Origin of the sequence: Achromobacter spanius (genome assembly GCF_039673305.1) — a bacterium.
GTDB classification, from domain to species: domain Bacteria; phylum Pseudomonadota; class Gammaproteobacteria; order Burkholderiales; family Burkholderiaceae_B; genus Achromobacter; species Achromobacter spanius_F.
In genome coordinates, this window is sequence record NZ_JBDJLJ010000089.1 from 1 (window position 1) to 14003 (window position 14003).

The window sequence follows — 14003 nt, forward strand, 5'->3', positions numbered from 1 at the left end:
CGCCGGCATCGGCCACGGCCATCAGCCGCTCGCCCGTGCCTGGCGCCACGACTTCGGTCCAGCGCTCGCTGAGGGGCGCGTGCCAGCCGCCGTCATAGAAGACGCCGTTGCTGGCCGGGAGGTGGACATCGCCCGAGGCGGTCTTGTGAGTTTTGCCTGCCATGATCTTGCCTCACCGCTTCAGTGGTTGCGCCTTTTCCAGGAAACGCGTGTCGAATCCCTGGGTGTCGTCGAAGGAAGGCGACAGCGCGCCTTGCTCCTTGAACAGCGTTGCCGATGAGCGCCACAAGGACGGATCGATCCAGCCGATGCCGTGCGTCTTGGTCTGGTCGCTGAAGAAGGTGAAATCCAGGTCAGCGCGCAGCTGCGCCACCAGCATTTCTTTCTTTCCCTTGTACTCGGGGTTGTTCTTGATCAGCGTGTCGGCGGCCGCTTCCGGGTTCTGGATCACGTCGGCGAAGGCCTTGGAATAGGCCGCCACGAAGCGCTGGACGAGGTCCGCGCGCTGGGCGATGTTCTTGTCCGACGTGAACACGCCCGAGCCGTAGCTCTGGATGCCCAGGTCCGCGCCATGAAGGATGGACAGCGAGCCCGGTCCCCCGGCCTTGTGTTCAAGCTCGGGAACCTCGGCGTCGATGTAGCCGGGCACCACGTTCACGCGGTTCAGCAGCAGCAGGTTTTCGTAGGGCGGCGAAACGGTCGACTGCTTGATGTCCGCCAGCGACAGGCCGTTCTTGGCCAGCGCGGCCTTCAGGAAGATGTAGGTCGAGCCGCTGGGATGCACGCCGATGTTGGCGTCCTTGAGTTGGCTGGCGTCCTTCAGGTCGAAGTTCTTCTTCAGCGAAATGATCGCGAGCGGAGTCTTCTGGTTCACTGCCAGCAGCGCCGAATTCGCCACGCCCTGCGACCGCCCGACCATCAGGGTCGGCAGGTCGGCAAATCCGAAGTCGGCGTTTCCGTTGGCCACCAGCCGCAAGGCGTCGGTCGATCCCGTGCCCTTGCGGATAGCCGTGACGTCGATGCCCTGGTCGGCGAAGTAGCCCTTCTCCTTGGCGACAAAGAATGGCGCGTGATTGCCGCGCACGACCCAGTCCAGTTGCACCGTCACTGCGTCCTTGGCATTGGCTGCGCCGCCGAACAATGCCAGCACTCCGAAGAGCGCGCTGAATCTCCAACTCGATCTCATGATTTTTTCCCCTTGTTGATTCGGATTAGTGAGTTGCCCAGCCCAGAAACCTGTGTTCCACGAATTCGATGATGTAGTAGAAGAAGACGCCGAGCACCGAGATCTGGACCAGCGCGGCGAACACCAGCGCCGTTTCCATCTGGCTCGATGCGAACTGGATCATGTAGCCCAGCCCGGCGGACGCGCCGACGAACTCGCCCACGATCGCCCCGATCACGCTCAGGGTGATCGCCACCTTCATGCCGGCCATCAGGGCGGGCAGCGAGGCCGGGATCTTGACCTGGCGCAGTATCTGGTTGGGCGTCGCGCCGATGGACCTGAGCAGCGCGACCAGGTTGGCGTCCGCCGACCGCAGGCCGACCAGCATGTTGAGCGTGACCGGGAAGAAGGCCATGATCACGATCAGGGCGATCTTCGGCAGCAGGTCGTACCCGAACCAGAGGATCAGCAGCGGCGCCAGGGCAATCTTGGGCACGTTCTGGAACAGCACGATCAGCGGGTAGCTTGCGCGGCCGAACCAGGCATAGCGGTCGACCAGCAGCGCGATCGCGATGCCCACGAGGCACGAGTACAAAAAGCCGTACAGGATCTCGGCGCCCGTGACGAGCGAGGCCTGGAAGAGTTCCGCCTGCCGCTCCACCAGGACGGCCGCGATGTCCGTCGGCGCGGGCACGACAAACGCGGGCACCTCCAGGATGCGGACACAGGCCTCCCAGGCCGCCAGGATGATCAGGACGAGCACGATGCTGGGCATCGCCGAGCCGAGGGCATGGCGAAGCCTGCCCGGCAGCCGCGGAACGGAAGGGACTTGCGGCTGCGCTTTGGCTTTCATGGTGGTACCCGCCGTCATGATGCGTTCCCCTGGGCGTGGCCTGTCTTGAGCAGTTGGCGAAGCTGGTAGGATTTTTCGTGGAATTCGGGCTTGGCGAACGTGGCCTCGCTGCGCGGGCCCGGCAGCGCGACCGGCAGGCAGTCGACGATGCGAGCGGGATTGGTGGCCATGACGTAGACCCGGTCCGAGAGGTACACGGCCTCGTCGATGGAATGGGTGACGAAGACGATGGTCTTGCCCGTGCGCTGCCAGATTTCCAGCAGGAAGTCGCTCATGGTCTCGCGGGTGATGGCGTCCAGGGCGCCGAAGGGCTCGTCCATCATCAGGACCTCCGGGTCCAGGGCCAGGGCCCGGGCGATCGAGACGCGCTGGCGCATGCCGCCCGACAGCTGCTTGGGATACCGGTCGGCCGCGTATTCCAGCCCCACGAGCCGCAGCATGTCGCGGCCGCGCTGGAGGATTTCGTCCTTGGGCCGCGCATGCACCAGGTGCATCAGCGAGCACACGTTCTCGAGCGCGGTGCGCCAGGGCATCAGCGCCGCTTCCTGGAAGACCATGCCCACGCGGCGCTGGCGCACCGCTTCCGTGGGCTGGACGCCGGCCACGCGGACGTCGCCGCCGGTCGGCGGCACGAGCCCGGCGAAGACCTTCAGCAGGGTGCTCTTGCCGCAGCCCGAGGGGCCGATGATGGACGTGAAGGATCCCTTCGCGATGTCGACGTCGATGTCGTTGAGCACCCGCACGCGTCCGGCGCGAGTGTCGAAATCGACAGTCAGTCCGCGCGCGCGGATCTGCGAGTCGTCTGGCGGTTTGTGCATGCGGGTCTCCATGGCCGGCCTCAACCGGCCGCGACGGCCGTGCCGAAAGCGGACCTGTCTTCGATCCGCTTCATCCAGGCCTTCACATTGGGCAGCTCGGGCTTGGCGTGCGGGAATTTCAGGCAGCGCCGCACCAGCGGGGCCAGGCAGATGTCGGCCAGGGAGAACGCATCGCCCGCCACCCAGGTCTTGCCCGCCAGATGGCCGTCGAGCAGGGACAGCTCGGCGGTCAGCAGCTTGGCCGCCGCCTCGGTCAGCTGCTCCACTGGCAGCTTGGCCTCTTTGAAGCCCGCCAGATAGGCGACGTTCAGCGACGCGAGGGTCCAGTCCATCCAGCGCTCGACCTGGCTGCGCGCCGCCGGATCGGCGGGGTACAGCGCCGCGCCGTCATGCGTGTTGGCGATGTAGCGCAGGATCGTGTGCGATTCCCAGATGTGCAGGTCGCCGTCGCGCAGCGTCGGCACTTTCTGCGTGGGGTTGATGGCCTTGTATTCCCCCGTGAGCGTCGTGCCTTCGAACGTCTTGCCGTAGTCCTTGCGCAAGTAGGGAACCTTCAGTTCCTCCAGCAGGAACAGCACTTTCTGAACATTGCCGGACGTGGCGCGGCCGAGAACTTCCAACATGATGAGACTCCCTTGAATTGGTTTGGTTATGTACGTGCGGTCAAAGCGGCTTGTAGGCCATGCATTCGATCTCGATCTTGGTGTCGATGACGGCGCGCGCTTCCACGGTGGTGCGCGCCAGCATGCCGTCAGGGAAGTACTCCTTGAAGACGCCGTTGTAGCGGCCGAAGTCGCGCGCATCTTCCAGGTAGGTGGTGACCTTGACGACGTCCGCCAGGTCGCAGCCGGCGCTCTGCAGGGCGCGGCGCATCGCTTCGATGGTGCTGCGCGTCAGTTGCTCGATCGTGCCTTCCTGCATGACGCCGTTCTCGTCCTTGGCGACCTGGCCGGACACGAAGACGAAGTCGCCCGCGCGCACCGCGGGGTGGAAGGGAAGGTTGGGATTCTTCTTGCCGAAGGCTTGCTGTAGATAGGCCATTTCAGTTTCCGTAGACGGAGCTTTCGATGATGTCCAGCCCGCGTTGCCTGTCCAGCAGATAGAGCAGGCCGCGCGAGTCGGTCGTGACGTCGTTCGAGGAGACCCGCTCGAACCCGGCGGGCGTGTCCGGTTCGTAGTAGCCGACTTCCCGGGGCCGGAAGGGATCGCTGAGGTCCACCAGCCGCAGTCCGCGCGCGAACCAGGCAAAGGGCAGCACGCTGCCCGTGAAGCGCTCGGCGGGCTGATGACAGCCCGACATGGGCTCTTTCGGCGTGCCGTCCGGATCGACGCCGTCCACCTGGAATGTCGAGACGGGAATGGGCTGCCGTTCGTCGGTGATGTCGAACAGCCAGGTGAAGGCCGGCGGCGACGGGCGCAGCTTGGCGACGTCTTCGTCGGCGACGACCAGGATCTGCCGGCCCTTCAGCAGCATGGGCATCGGCAGGGCCGTGTGGGTCGGGTGAGGATGCGCGGGACCCGTGTTGAATTGCGACACCAGCTTGGGCCGCGCCAGATCCTCGATATCCAGGATGAACATGCCATGGTGCCAATAGGACACGTACAGGCGGTTCCCCATGCGCAGCGGGTGATGGCACCGAGGCGGGACATAGTTGTCCCACGGATAGTCTTCGCCGGCCTGCATGTTCTGGCCGGGGATCCACCAGCTTCCCACTTCTTCGGGACGCGACGGTTCCTGCAGGTCCAGGATCTTCACGATGTTGCCGATGAAGCCGGGCGCCGTGGGCGAAATGTAGGCGTAGCGGCCATCGAAATCGTAGCGATGCACGCCTCCGCCCTGCGTGCCCGTCTTCCAGTGCTTGATGAGGCGGGGACGGTCGGGGCGGCTGACGTCGTAGATGCCCAGTCCGCCGCCGAAGTCGTCGGCGCCGGTGCGGAACTTCTCGTAGTTGACGATCATCAGGCCGTCCTTGGCCCGCACCTTGTGCGAATGCCATCCCATTGGCACCTCGAGCGAGGCCAGCAGCCGGGGCCGCCGCGGATCCTCGACGTCGTAGATCGAGGTTCCGTAGGGCGGCCGCATGTGGGACACGAACATCGTGTTCCCTTCGACCCAGACCTGCCCGCCGCCTTCGCAGTCCACATGGGCGACCAACGAGGTATTCCAAGCTTTAGCCAAGACCGGTCTCCCTCAGACCAATTCAATGAGGTCGCCCTGCGCGGTGCGGCCCCACTGATGGAAGAGGCCCATCGCGCGCAGCGCCGGTTCGTCGCTGGCGATGAAGAGGATCAGCGGTTCGGTGTGGTCGTTGCGGTACTGGACCCAGGTGTCGCTGGGCACGGCCACGGTGTCGAAGGGCTCGAGCTTGAAGCTGTCCTGGCCGATCGTCATGGAGCCTTGGCCGGAGAACGGCGCGACCAGCAGATTGGCCGTCTGCTTGAGGGGAAGCGTTTTTTCGCCGGGACGCACCATCTGCATGAAGAAGGTCATCGTCCGATACACCGGTCCGCCCCGCAGCGGGTGCGTGTATTCGACGATCAGGCCCTCTTGAGGCGATTCGTCCCAGTCGCGGAAGCGGTAGAGCAGCTCGCGCATGGCTTCGTAGCGGTAGACGAACATGGGCGAGGAGTCTCCGCCGCCGCGCCGGTGATCCACGAAGCGGGGCGTCAGGCCGCCCACGCCGTAGACCGTGCGCGAATACTCCGTCTGGAAGCGGGCGCTCTGCTTGCGCACGACTTCGCCATTCTCCTGGTAGTCGTGCTTGAAGCTCAGCGCATTGAGGTTTTCGACCAGCGGGTAGTCGAGCACCGACAGATTGATGGCGGGTTCGTTGCCGAGATTGCCGTGGTTATGCCAGGTGTCGCGCGGCGTGAGCACCATGTCGCCCGGCAGGAAGGTGATGTCTTCGCCTTCGACTCCGGTGAAGTTCTGCTGGCCGGTCAGGCCGAAGCGGATGGCGCTGGCGGTGTGCGAGTGCGGGGGCATGATCTCGTTGGGATCATTCTGCCGGTATGCGGTGTACAGGGTCGATACGGTCGCGCGGCGCGGGGCCAGTCCCGGATTGACCAGGATCAGCGAACGGCGGTCCGTGTTTTCGGTGGAGATCAGCCGCGCCGATTCGGCGAGCAGGGGCTGGATATCTTCTTTGTAGGACCACCGGTAAGGCACTGCCTTGGGGCCGCTGACGAGCTGCTTGATGTCGTCGTGCGCCTCGTTTTCGCGAGCCCAGAACGGAAACATGGATTTCCGGTCGATCTGCTCATACATGGACAACAAATCCGCTTCGCGGGCGCCGCTGACGGGACTGGTTGCGTGCATACACGTTCCCCTTGAAAGTTATTGATGAACGACATGGCGGAACAAATCTAATAACAACCAATGGTTGTGTAAACATTAATTGTGGTTCGGTATGGAAAACCCCTAACGTTCATTAAAGTTAATAAGACAACTAAAAAAACGTGAATAAAAACAAAGGGTTGCGTATTAATTTCTGGTTGAATTGATTCTCAACCGGTTGAGTATTTTTTGTTGCGAATCGAATACTTCACACCTAAGATGGTGTGCATAACAACGAAGCGAGAGACCGATGCCACGCACCCGGCAACCCGAAGTTTCGAATGACATCCGTCGGCTTATTACTCAGATTCGCGCGCTGCTGGGCAAAGGAGAGGAGCTGCCGCCGGAACGGACTCTGGCGACCCAGCTGAACGTCAATCGGCATCGCCTGCGCCTTGCGCTGGAGACGATGCGCGAGGCCTCGGAATTGCCCAGGCCGGTCATCCGTCGCAACGGTCCGCCGATCCTGAAAGGCGACGTCGTGATCCAGGACACCAACGCGCTGGAAGTGATCGAGCTGCGCATGGTGCTGGAACCGGCGATTGCCCGGCTGGCTGCGGTGCGGGCGTCGCCGGTGCAGATCGCGAAGATCCTGGAAGCCGCCACGACGCCGACCGGCGTTGCGCGCACCACGGGCGACATTGCGTTCCACAAGCTTCTGGCCGACAGCTCAGGCAATCAGCTCGCGGCAAGCCTTTACGCGTTTCTGCGCCATGTCGGCGCCGACCAGCGCCTGCACATTCCCGCCACGACCGAGATCACCCGCGAACGGATTCAGATCCGCGACGTGGAACACCGGAACATCGCCGAGGCGATAGCCAGCCGTTCGCCCGATGCGGCGGAGCAGGCCATGCGCACGCACCTGCGCCGTGTGCAGCGCGAGATCGCGGACCGGTTGAGCCCGCTCGAGACCGTCTAGCAGGCCGCGCCGACGCCGCGGCTGATCACGACAGCGCGAAGCCCTGCGCGAACCGCTGGCGCAGGTAGTCGACGAATACGCGCACCGGCAAGGGAACGTGGGCGGAGTAGGGGCGCAAGGCGAAGACGTGGTCTCCGAAGGCGCCCACGGGGCGCCATCCCGTCATCACCTCGGTCAGCGCGCCCTGCCCGATCGCGGCGTGAACGCTGAAGCTGGGCGCAAGCGCCAGCCCTTCGCCCGCGACGGCCAGGTCGCGCAGGATCTCGCTGTTGTTGCCGGCGAATGCGCTTTGCAGCGGCACCGTGATGCGCTCTTTCTTGCGCTTGACGGATTCGAATGACCACGTGATCGCGCCTTTGGGCCGCGGATAGTGCAGGCACCGGTGATGCAGGAGTTCGCCGGGATGGGTGGGCTCGCCCATCTTGCGCAGGTAGCGCGGGCTGGCCACCAGCACCGAGCGCGTCTGGAAGAGCGGCCAGGCGACATGGGTCTCGGGCAGGGAGTTTTCGTACGTATGACGGATCGCCAGGTCGAACCCTTCGCGGGCGATCGACACAAGCTCGTCGGAAAGAACCAGTTCGATGCGCACGTCCGGGTAGCGCTGCATGAACTCGGGCAGCAGCGGAACCAGGTGCTGGCGGGAAAACGCCACGGGCGCGGTGACGCGCAGGGGGCCCCGCGGCTCGTCAGCCAGCGCGCTGACGTTGACGAAACTGTCGGAGATCCGGTCGAAGGCCGGCCGGGTGTCCGCCACCAGCCGCCGCCCGGCGTCGGTCAGCGCGACGCTGCGCGTCGACCGCCTGACCAGTTCGATGCCGAGCACGCTTTCGAGTTCGGCGATGCGCTGGCTGACCGCCGCCTTGCTGGCCTGCAGGCGCTTGGCTGCCGCGGTATAGCTGCCCTGCTCCTCGAGCACGCCGAGCCAATGGATATGCCCCCACAGCTCCACCAGTTTCTTGTCTTTCATCGCCCGCGCCTTGAGTGCCGATTGTTCCGCACCCCGGACCGGCAAGCGCCGGGCGTCGGAGTGTTTCAGGGAATTCGATCCCATTGTTCAGAAAAATGAACAATGTATCAAGCCGGAGCCGGCTATTCGCGGCGGTGCCGCGCTCCTACACTGCCGGCATCGGTAGGCGTTTCCGCAGTGGGCGCCCGCGCCGGGACAACGGATTTCCGCGAAGGAGGATTTCATGCAGGCTTATGCAGATACGTCGACCGTCGGCCATTTCATCGATGGCAAGGCAACGCCGGGGCAAGGCGCCCAGACGCGGGAGGTCTTCAATCCCGCGTTGGGAACCGTGGCCCGCCACGTCAGGCTGGCGACGGAGCAGGACGTCAATGACGCGGTGTCGGCCGCCCGGCGCGCGTTTCCGAAGTGGGCCGATACGCCGCCGATACGGCGTTCGCGCATCCTCTTCAAGTTCCTGGAGCTGATGAACGCCCATCGGGACACGCTTGCCGCGATCATCACCGCCGAGCACGGCAAGGTGTTCTCGGATGCGCAGGGCGAAGTGGCGCGCGGCATAGATATCATCGAATTCGCCTGCGGGGCGCCTCAACTGCTCAAGGGCGATTACACCGATCAGGTGTCGACGGGGATCGACAACTGGACCCTGCGCCAGCCGCTGGGCGTCGTGGCGGGCGTGACGCCGTTCAACTTCCCCTGCATGGTGCCGTGCTGGATGTTTCCGGTCGCGCTGGCGGCGGGAAACACCTTTGTTCTGAAGCCCAGCGAGCGGGATCCCTCCGCCGCGGTGTTCATGGCCGACCTGCTCAGGCAGGCCGGTTTGCCCGACGGCGTGTTCAATGTCGTGCAGGGCGACAAGCTCGCCGTCGATACGCTGATCGCGCATCCCGATGTGATGGCGCTCAGTTTCGTGGGTTCGACGCCCATCGCGCAGTCCATCTACGAACGCGGCGCGCAGTTCGGCAAGCGCGTCCAGGCGCTGGGCGGCGCCAAGAACCATCTGGTGGTCATGCCGGACGCCAACGTCGACCAGGCGGTTGACGCGCTGATCGGCGCGGCCTACGGCTCGGCCGGCGAGCGCTGCATGGCGATATCCGTGGCGGTGCTGGTGGGCGACATCGGCGATGAGATCGTGAGCCGCGTTGCCCGGCGCGCGCGTGAACTGGTGGTCAAGGACGGCATGCAGGCCGATGCGGAAATGGGCCCCGTGGTCACGCGCGAAGCCTTGCAGCGCATCGAAGGCTACATCGGCATCGGCGTCGAGGAAGGCGCCCGGCTGGTCGTGGACGGGCGCGGCTATCGCGTGCCGGGACGCGAGGAAGGCTTCTTCACGGGTGCGACGCTGTTCGACCATGTCCGGCCGGAAATGCGTATCTACCAGGAAGAAATCTTCGGGCCGGTGCTTGCCTGCGTCCGGGTTCCGGACCTGTCTTCGGCCATCGACCTCATCAACGACCATGCCTTCGGCAATGGCGTGTCGTGCTACACGAGCGATGGCGGCGCCGCGCGGGAGTTCGGTCGGCGCATCCAGGTCGGCATGGTGGGCATCAACGTGCCCATTCCCGTGCCGATGGCGTGGCACGGGTTCGGCGGCTGGAAGAAGAGCCTGTTCGGCGACATGCATGCCTACGGCGAAGAGGGCATCCGCTTCTACACCAAGCAGAAGTCGATCATGCAGCGGTGGTCGCCCAGCATCGAGAAGGGCGCGGAGTTTGCCATGCCCACCGCGAAATAGCGATTCGCGGCCGGCCGGATCACCACTCCGGCTGGCTCTGCCTGGCCGGTTCGACCGCTTGCGGTCCGGGCGGCTCGGGCCGCTGCCACAGCCACGCCAGCACGGCAACCATGGTCAGGCAAAGCGGCCAGACGACCCACGGATGCGGGATCGTGCGGGTCATCACCACCATACAGACCGTCATCGACAGTGTCGCCATGTACTTGGCGCGGCGCGAGATCCGGCGGCCGTTGTTCCAGTTGTGCAGCATCGGGCCGAACCAGCGGTGCTCATGCAGCCAGCGATGCAGCCGGGGCGAGCTGCGCGCGGCTGCCCAGGATGCCAGCAGGACGAATTCGGTGCTGGGCAGGCCGGGCAGGAACACGCCGGCGATGGCGAACGCGATGCTGATGCACGCCAGCGCCAGGTAAAGCGCGCGGACCCACGGTTTGCGTGGCGTCATGCGCCGAGGTCGAAGTGCCGCTCGAGCAGTTCGCCGAAGCGGTCGTAGGCGGCGTTGGCGCCGGCGATGACGGCGTCATGCGTCTCGGGGCTGAGGTTGTCGCTGTCCAGCGACGCGACGAAGCGGCGCCATACGACGGCGCGGCCTTCGGGGTAGGCGGCCAGGTTGCGCGCGCCGAATTCGGCCGACAGTCCCAGGTCGGCCTGCGCCTGCTTGAACAGGAAGGCCGCGCCCAGGGTGGAGCCTTCGGACACGTACAGCCAGCCCAGGGCTTCGGGCATGCGCACGCCGGCGCTGGCGATGTCGCCGTCGGGCATCGGCGCGCCGAGATCGCGCAGGTCCGCCAGCGAGGCGTCTTCGCGGCCGCGGGCTTCCAGGTCCGGCACGGCCTGCTTGACCGCGTCGTTCTGGAACAGGTGTTCGACGTCGCGCTGGAACAGGTACTGCGCGGCCACGAAGCGGGCATAGGATTCGCGGCTGGCAAACGGCGCGCCGCGTTCCATCAGGCGGTGCATGCGTTCGTGCTGGTCAGCGGTTTCGTGCTTGAGCCGCTGCGACAGCGAGGGGCGTTCGAGGATGTCGGTGGTCATGGTCGATAAGGGGTTTTTGGCAAGGGCCATCCATCATTGATGGATGATGATGAGTCTTATTATTTCCGAGCGGGTCGCAATTGACACGTTAAAGTTGCTTAAGAATGCGCGCCGCGCGCGGACCCTAGAAGCCCAGTTCGCGCACCAGGATCGCGGCCCCGCGCCGCCATGCGCGCAGCAGCAGGCTTTCCGCGCGGCCCTCGATGACCGCGGTTCCGCGCAGGGCCTGCAGGCGCGGCAGCGCGGCGCCTGCATCGTCGGCGGGACGCAGCATCAGCCGATACACGGCGCGCTCAGGCACCAGGCCCTGCGATTCCGGATCCTGCCGCGCGCTGCTGTGCGGCGCCTGCATGGCGGGCACCGCGCCGCCATGCGTGGAGCTCAGCTCGGGCGCGGCGGCGAGGCGCCGCGTCGCGGTGGCGGCGATGTCCGACACCGCCAATGCGATCGACGCCTGGCCGGGGTCTTCCGGCAGGAATCGGGCGCGGCGCTCCGCCTGGAGCCGATGCAAGTCTTCTTCGGACGCATAGGCCTCCACGACGGCCCGCGACGGGTCGGCCAGCGAGGCCAGCACTTCCCCTTCGCCGATCCATTCACCGACCGCCAGGGGCTCGGCCAACTCCGTGACGACGCCGGCGAACGGCGCGCGGATGGTCAGTTGCTCGCGCTGGCGCGACAGCACCTCGTAGCGCTCCCGCGCCGCCCGCAGTTCGCCCGCGGCGACGGGCGCGGAGGCCGCGGTGGCGCGGTCCATGGCCTGGAACGATTGCTGCCATTGCAGCAGGCGGATGCGCAGCGCGAGAGAGCCGATCTCGTGCTCCATTTCCGGGGCGCTCAGCACGAACAGCGGCGCGCCGGCGGCGACGGCCTGTCCCGGCGTCACGGCGATCTGCTGGATCTGCCCGCCGGCGGGCGCCACGATACGCGCCTGGTTGGCCGCGCGCAGCAGCGCGGGCGCCTCGATGCGCGTGCGCCAGGGCACGACCGCGGCGATCAGGGCCAGGATGGCAACGCACGCGGTGATGCGGCTGCGGCGGTTCCAGCCCGAGCCGCCCTTGCCGCCCAGCCGCTCGCGCCAGGCGCGCAGTTCGTTGTAGATGGGGCGGAGCACGAACGCCACGATCTCGATGGCGAACAAGACGATGCCCAGCAGTTTGAAGGCCATGTGATACACCAGCAGGGCAATGCCCAGGAACAGGAAGAAGCGGTAGATCCACACGCAGAACGCGTAGACGAGCAGCGCGCGTTCGCGCCACGGGGCAAAGACTTCCGGCCGTTCCTCGCCCAGCCCGAACAGCCATTCCCGCAGCCGCCAGCGGGCCAGCGCGAACGAACGGTTCTGCAGGTTGGGCACGTTGAGCGCGTCGGACAGCAGGAAATAGCCGTCGAAACGCATCAGCGGATTCAGGTTGACGGCCAGGGTCAGCAGCCAGGTGGTCGTGGCCAGGGTGAACGCGGCGCTGCGCAGGACGCCGTCGGGCAGGAAGCTCCAGGCCAGCGTCGCCCAGGCGGCCAGCGCGGTTTCGGCCAGCATGCCGGCCGCGCCGATGGACATGCGCTTGCGCCGGCTGGCCAGGCGCCATGCGCCGGACGAGTCGGTGTACAGCACCGGCCACATCACCATGAACGCCACGCCCATCGTGGCGACCCGGCAGCCATGGTGCTTGGCCGCGTAGGCGTGGCCGAGTTCGTGCAGCACCTTGGCCGCACCCAGCGTGACGCCCGCCGCCAGCGCGCCCTCCAGCGTGAAGAAATGCAGGAACGTGTGGAGGAACTGGTCCCACTGGCGCGCGGCCAGGAACAGCCCCAGCAGCCCCGCCGCCAGCGTCGCGCGGGCAAACGCGCGCGTCAGGAACAGCCGCCTGATGACAGGCAGGGTGCGCGCCAGGAACGCATCCGGCCGCACCAGCGGAATGCGGAAGAACAGGTATTGGTGGATCAGGCTCTTGAGCCAGTGGCTGCTGCGCCGCGCGTCGGCCTCCTTGCCGTAGCGCGCCAGGGCGTCGGGCCCGCGCATCTGCGCGAGGCTGTTGGCCTGCAGGAACTGGGCGAACTCCTGCACGTCCTGCGCGCTGACGGGCAGCGTGGTGTCGCTTGCCGTCGCGCGCGCGATGGCCTCCGGGCTGCCCAGCTGCCAGCGGGCCAGCATCTCGGCCTCGGCCCAGCCGATCTGGAAGAACAGGCCGCGGCCGGGGTCCTCCAGCGTCCAGGCGGGCGAGCCGTCGTGGTTGTGCGGCGCCCGGTGCAGCAGCAGCTCTTCGCGCAGCGGCGGCAGCGCGGCGGGCGGGCGCGGGCCAGCGGGACTTGCGCCGGGCGGCGTGGCGGCCTGCGCCATCGGCGGCGCGCCGCTCAGATACCCAGCCATACGCGCAGCGTCGCCAGCGGTTTGCGCAGCAGGTAGCCGGCAAGCGGCGTCCGTTCGCCGTAGAGCTTTGCGGTGCCCTTCAGGCCGACGCGCGGTTGCGAGCCCGGCTCGCCGCCGTCGTCGAAGCGGGCGCGCAGGCGATAGGCCATGGTGCCTTCCGCCGTGGGCGCGGCGCGGTAGCCCACCCGCAGCAGGGTGGCAGGCAGGGGCGCCGCAGGAGCGGTGTTCAGGAACAGCTGCACGGTCGTCTGCGCGGGCAGCGCGATGGCGTCGCCGACGGGCAGGTGGATTTCCAGTTCCACGTCCGCCGGGTCGGCCACCATCATGATGCGTTCGCCCAGCGCCACTGGCTTGCCGATCCAGTCGGCCGGGTCGTCAAAGAGCGCGATGCCGGCCCGCTCGGCGCGCAGCTGGGCCCGGGCCACCGCCTTGGAATAGAAGTCCATGTCGCTGGCGGCCTGCGCGCGCCTGCCCTGCGCCAGGGCCAGCGTGGCCTTGCTGCGGTCGTCGACCAGCGCCTGCTGCTGGTTCTGGCGCAGTTCCGCATCGGCGACGGCCAGGGCCTGGCGCGCGCTTTCCAGCCGCCCTTCCAGGTCGCGCACGTCCAGCGCGGCCAGCAGCTGGCCTTTTTCCACCGCCTGGTTCGGCGCGACGGCGATACGGTCGACCACGCCCTGCAGCGGCGCGCGCACGGCCATGGGCGCGCGCGCCACGACTTCGGCGGGCGCCAGCACGGACTGGCGCACCGGCACGCACAGCAACGCGACCACCGCCGCGCCCAGGCCCAGCCACCAGCGCGTGCGGCGCTCGCC

Annotated in this window: 14 protein-coding genes; 2 read left to right on the forward strand and 12 right to left on the reverse strand. The window is 66.6% G+C overall.

The window, feature by feature from the left end; all coding sequences use genetic code 11:
- Positions 1-172: 172 nt before the first annotated feature.
- The 7 genes from ABE485_RS29960 to ABE485_RS29990 are packed head-to-tail and all read right to left on the reverse strand — an operon-like array spanning position 173 to position 6155.
- On the reverse strand, positions 173-1186 hold the full coding sequence (locus tag ABE485_RS29960; protein ID WP_346518893.1) for an ABC transporter substrate-binding protein: 1014 nt from the start codon (positions 1184-1186) through the stop codon (positions 173-175).
- 25 nt (positions 1187-1211) lie between these two features.
- On the reverse strand, positions 1212-2036 hold the full coding sequence (locus tag ABE485_RS29965) for an ABC transporter permease (RefSeq protein WP_346518894.1): 825 nt from the start codon (positions 2034-2036) through the stop codon (positions 1212-1214).
- Complete coding sequence (locus tag ABE485_RS29970) at positions 2033-2836, reverse strand: ABC transporter ATP-binding protein (protein WP_346518895.1); 804 nt, start codon at positions 2834-2836, stop codon at positions 2033-2035. The genes ABE485_RS29965 and ABE485_RS29970 overlap by 4 nt, the downstream gene beginning before the upstream one ends.
- Before the next feature lie 20 nt (positions 2837-2856).
- Positions 2857-3459, reverse strand: a complete 603-nt coding sequence (locus ABE485_RS29975; protein WP_346518896.1) for a glutathione S-transferase family protein — start codon at positions 3457-3459, stop codon at positions 2857-2859.
- Positions 3460-3499: 40 nt separating this feature from the next.
- Positions 3500-3877 carry a RidA family protein gene (locus ABE485_RS29980; RefSeq protein WP_054451245.1) on the reverse strand — a complete coding sequence of 126 codons (378 nt, stop codon included), beginning with the start codon at positions 3875-3877 and terminating at the stop codon, positions 3500-3502.
- A 1-nt stretch (position 3878) separates the two neighbouring features.
- The gene (locus tag ABE485_RS29985) at positions 3879-5015 is read right to left on the reverse strand and encodes an LVIVD repeat-containing protein (protein WP_346518897.1); all 1137 of its coding nucleotides are present in this window, start codon (positions 5013-5015) and stop codon (positions 3879-3881) included.
- A gap of 12 nt (positions 5016-5027) precedes the next feature.
- Positions 5028-6155 (reverse strand): cupin domain-containing protein, encoded by a 1128-nt coding sequence (locus tag ABE485_RS29990; protein WP_346518898.1) that lies wholly within the window; start codon positions 6153-6155, stop codon positions 5028-5030.
- A 268-nt stretch (positions 6156-6423) separates the two neighbouring features.
- On the opposite strand from ABE485_RS29990, the gene ABE485_RS29995 reads away from it, so the two are divergent.
- Positions 6424-7092, forward strand: a complete 669-nt coding sequence (locus ABE485_RS29995) for a FadR/GntR family transcriptional regulator (protein WP_346518899.1) — start codon at positions 6424-6426, stop codon at positions 7090-7092.
- A gap of 25 nt (positions 7093-7117) precedes the next feature.
- Here ABE485_RS29995 and ABE485_RS30000 read toward each other — a convergent pair whose 3' ends face one another.
- The gene (locus ABE485_RS30000) at positions 7118-8059 is read right to left on the reverse strand and encodes a LysR family transcriptional regulator (RefSeq protein ID WP_346518900.1); all 942 of its coding nucleotides are present in this window, start codon (positions 8057-8059) and stop codon (positions 7118-7120) included.
- Between the two features lie 223 nt (positions 8060-8282).
- On the opposite strand from ABE485_RS30000, the gene ABE485_RS30005 reads away from it, so the two are divergent.
- Positions 8283-9794 (forward strand): CoA-acylating methylmalonate-semialdehyde dehydrogenase, encoded by a 1512-nt coding sequence (locus tag ABE485_RS30005; RefSeq protein WP_346518901.1) that lies wholly within the window; start codon positions 8283-8285, stop codon positions 9792-9794.
- Positions 9795-9813: 19 nt separating this feature from the next.
- Here ABE485_RS30005 and ABE485_RS30010 read toward each other — a convergent pair whose 3' ends face one another.
- The 4 genes from ABE485_RS30010 to ABE485_RS30025 form a co-directional block, all read right to left on the reverse strand.
- Positions 9814-10236 (reverse strand): YbaN family protein, encoded by a 423-nt coding sequence (locus ABE485_RS30010; protein WP_346518902.1) that lies wholly within the window; start codon positions 10234-10236, stop codon positions 9814-9816.
- Positions 10233-10826 (reverse strand): biliverdin-producing heme oxygenase, encoded by a 594-nt coding sequence (locus ABE485_RS30015; protein ID WP_346518903.1) that lies wholly within the window; start codon positions 10824-10826, stop codon positions 10233-10235. The genes ABE485_RS30010 and ABE485_RS30015 overlap by 4 nt, the downstream gene beginning before the upstream one ends.
- 124 nt (positions 10827-10950) lie before the next feature.
- Positions 10951-13191 carry an HlyD family efflux transporter periplasmic adaptor subunit gene (locus ABE485_RS30020; protein ID WP_346518904.1) on the reverse strand — a complete coding sequence of 747 codons (2241 nt, stop codon included), beginning with the start codon at positions 13189-13191 and terminating at the stop codon, positions 10951-10953.
- On the reverse strand, positions 13176-14003 hold an 828-nt coding region (locus ABE485_RS30025), incomplete at its 5' end, for an efflux RND transporter periplasmic adaptor subunit (RefSeq protein WP_346518905.1). The genes ABE485_RS30025 and ABE485_RS30020, both read right to left, overlap by 16 nt.

Excerpts from the sequence above, each read along its gene's own strand:
- ABE485_RS29960 (WP_346518893.1), bottom strand. The coding sequence starts at position 1,186 with ATGAGATCGAGTTGGAGATTCAGCGCGCTCTTCGGAGTGCTGGCATTG.
- ABE485_RS29965 (WP_346518894.1), bottom strand. The coding sequence starts at position 2,036 with ATGACGGCGGGTACCACCATGAAAGCCAAAGCGCAGCCGCAAGTCCCT.
- ABE485_RS29970 (WP_346518895.1), bottom strand. The coding sequence starts at position 2,836 with ATGCACAAACCGCCAGACGACTCGCAGATCCGCGCGCGCGGACTGACT.
- ABE485_RS29975 (WP_346518896.1), bottom strand. The coding sequence starts at position 3,459 with ATGTTGGAAGTTCTCGGCCGCGCCACGTCCGGCAATGTTCAGAAAGTG.
- ABE485_RS29980 (WP_054451245.1), bottom strand. The coding sequence starts at position 3,877 with ATGGCCTATCTACAGCAAGCCTTCGGCAAGAAGAATCCCAACCTTCCC.
- ABE485_RS29990 (WP_346518898.1), bottom strand. The coding sequence starts at position 6,155 with ATGCACGCAACCAGTCCCGTCAGCGGCGCCCGCGAAGCGGATTTGTTG.
- ABE485_RS29995 (WP_346518899.1), top strand. The coding sequence starts at position 6,424 with ATGCCACGCACCCGGCAACCCGAAGTTTCGAATGACATCCGTCGGCTT.
- ABE485_RS30000 (WP_346518900.1), bottom strand. The coding sequence starts at position 8,059 with ATGAAAGACAAGAAACTGGTGGAGCTGTGGGGGCATATCCATTGGCTC.
- ABE485_RS30005 (WP_346518901.1), top strand. The coding sequence starts at position 8,283 with ATGCAGGCTTATGCAGATACGTCGACCGTCGGCCATTTCATCGATGGC.
- ABE485_RS30010 (WP_346518902.1), bottom strand. The coding sequence starts at position 10,236 with ATGACGCCACGCAAACCGTGGGTCCGCGCGCTTTACCTGGCGCTGGCG.
- ABE485_RS30015 (WP_346518903.1), bottom strand. The coding sequence starts at position 10,826 with ATGACCACCGACATCCTCGAACGCCCCTCGCTGTCGCAGCGGCTCAAG.
- ABE485_RS30020 (WP_346518904.1), bottom strand. The coding sequence starts at position 13,191 with ATGGCTGGGTATCTGAGCGGCGCGCCGCCGATGGCGCAGGCCGCCACG.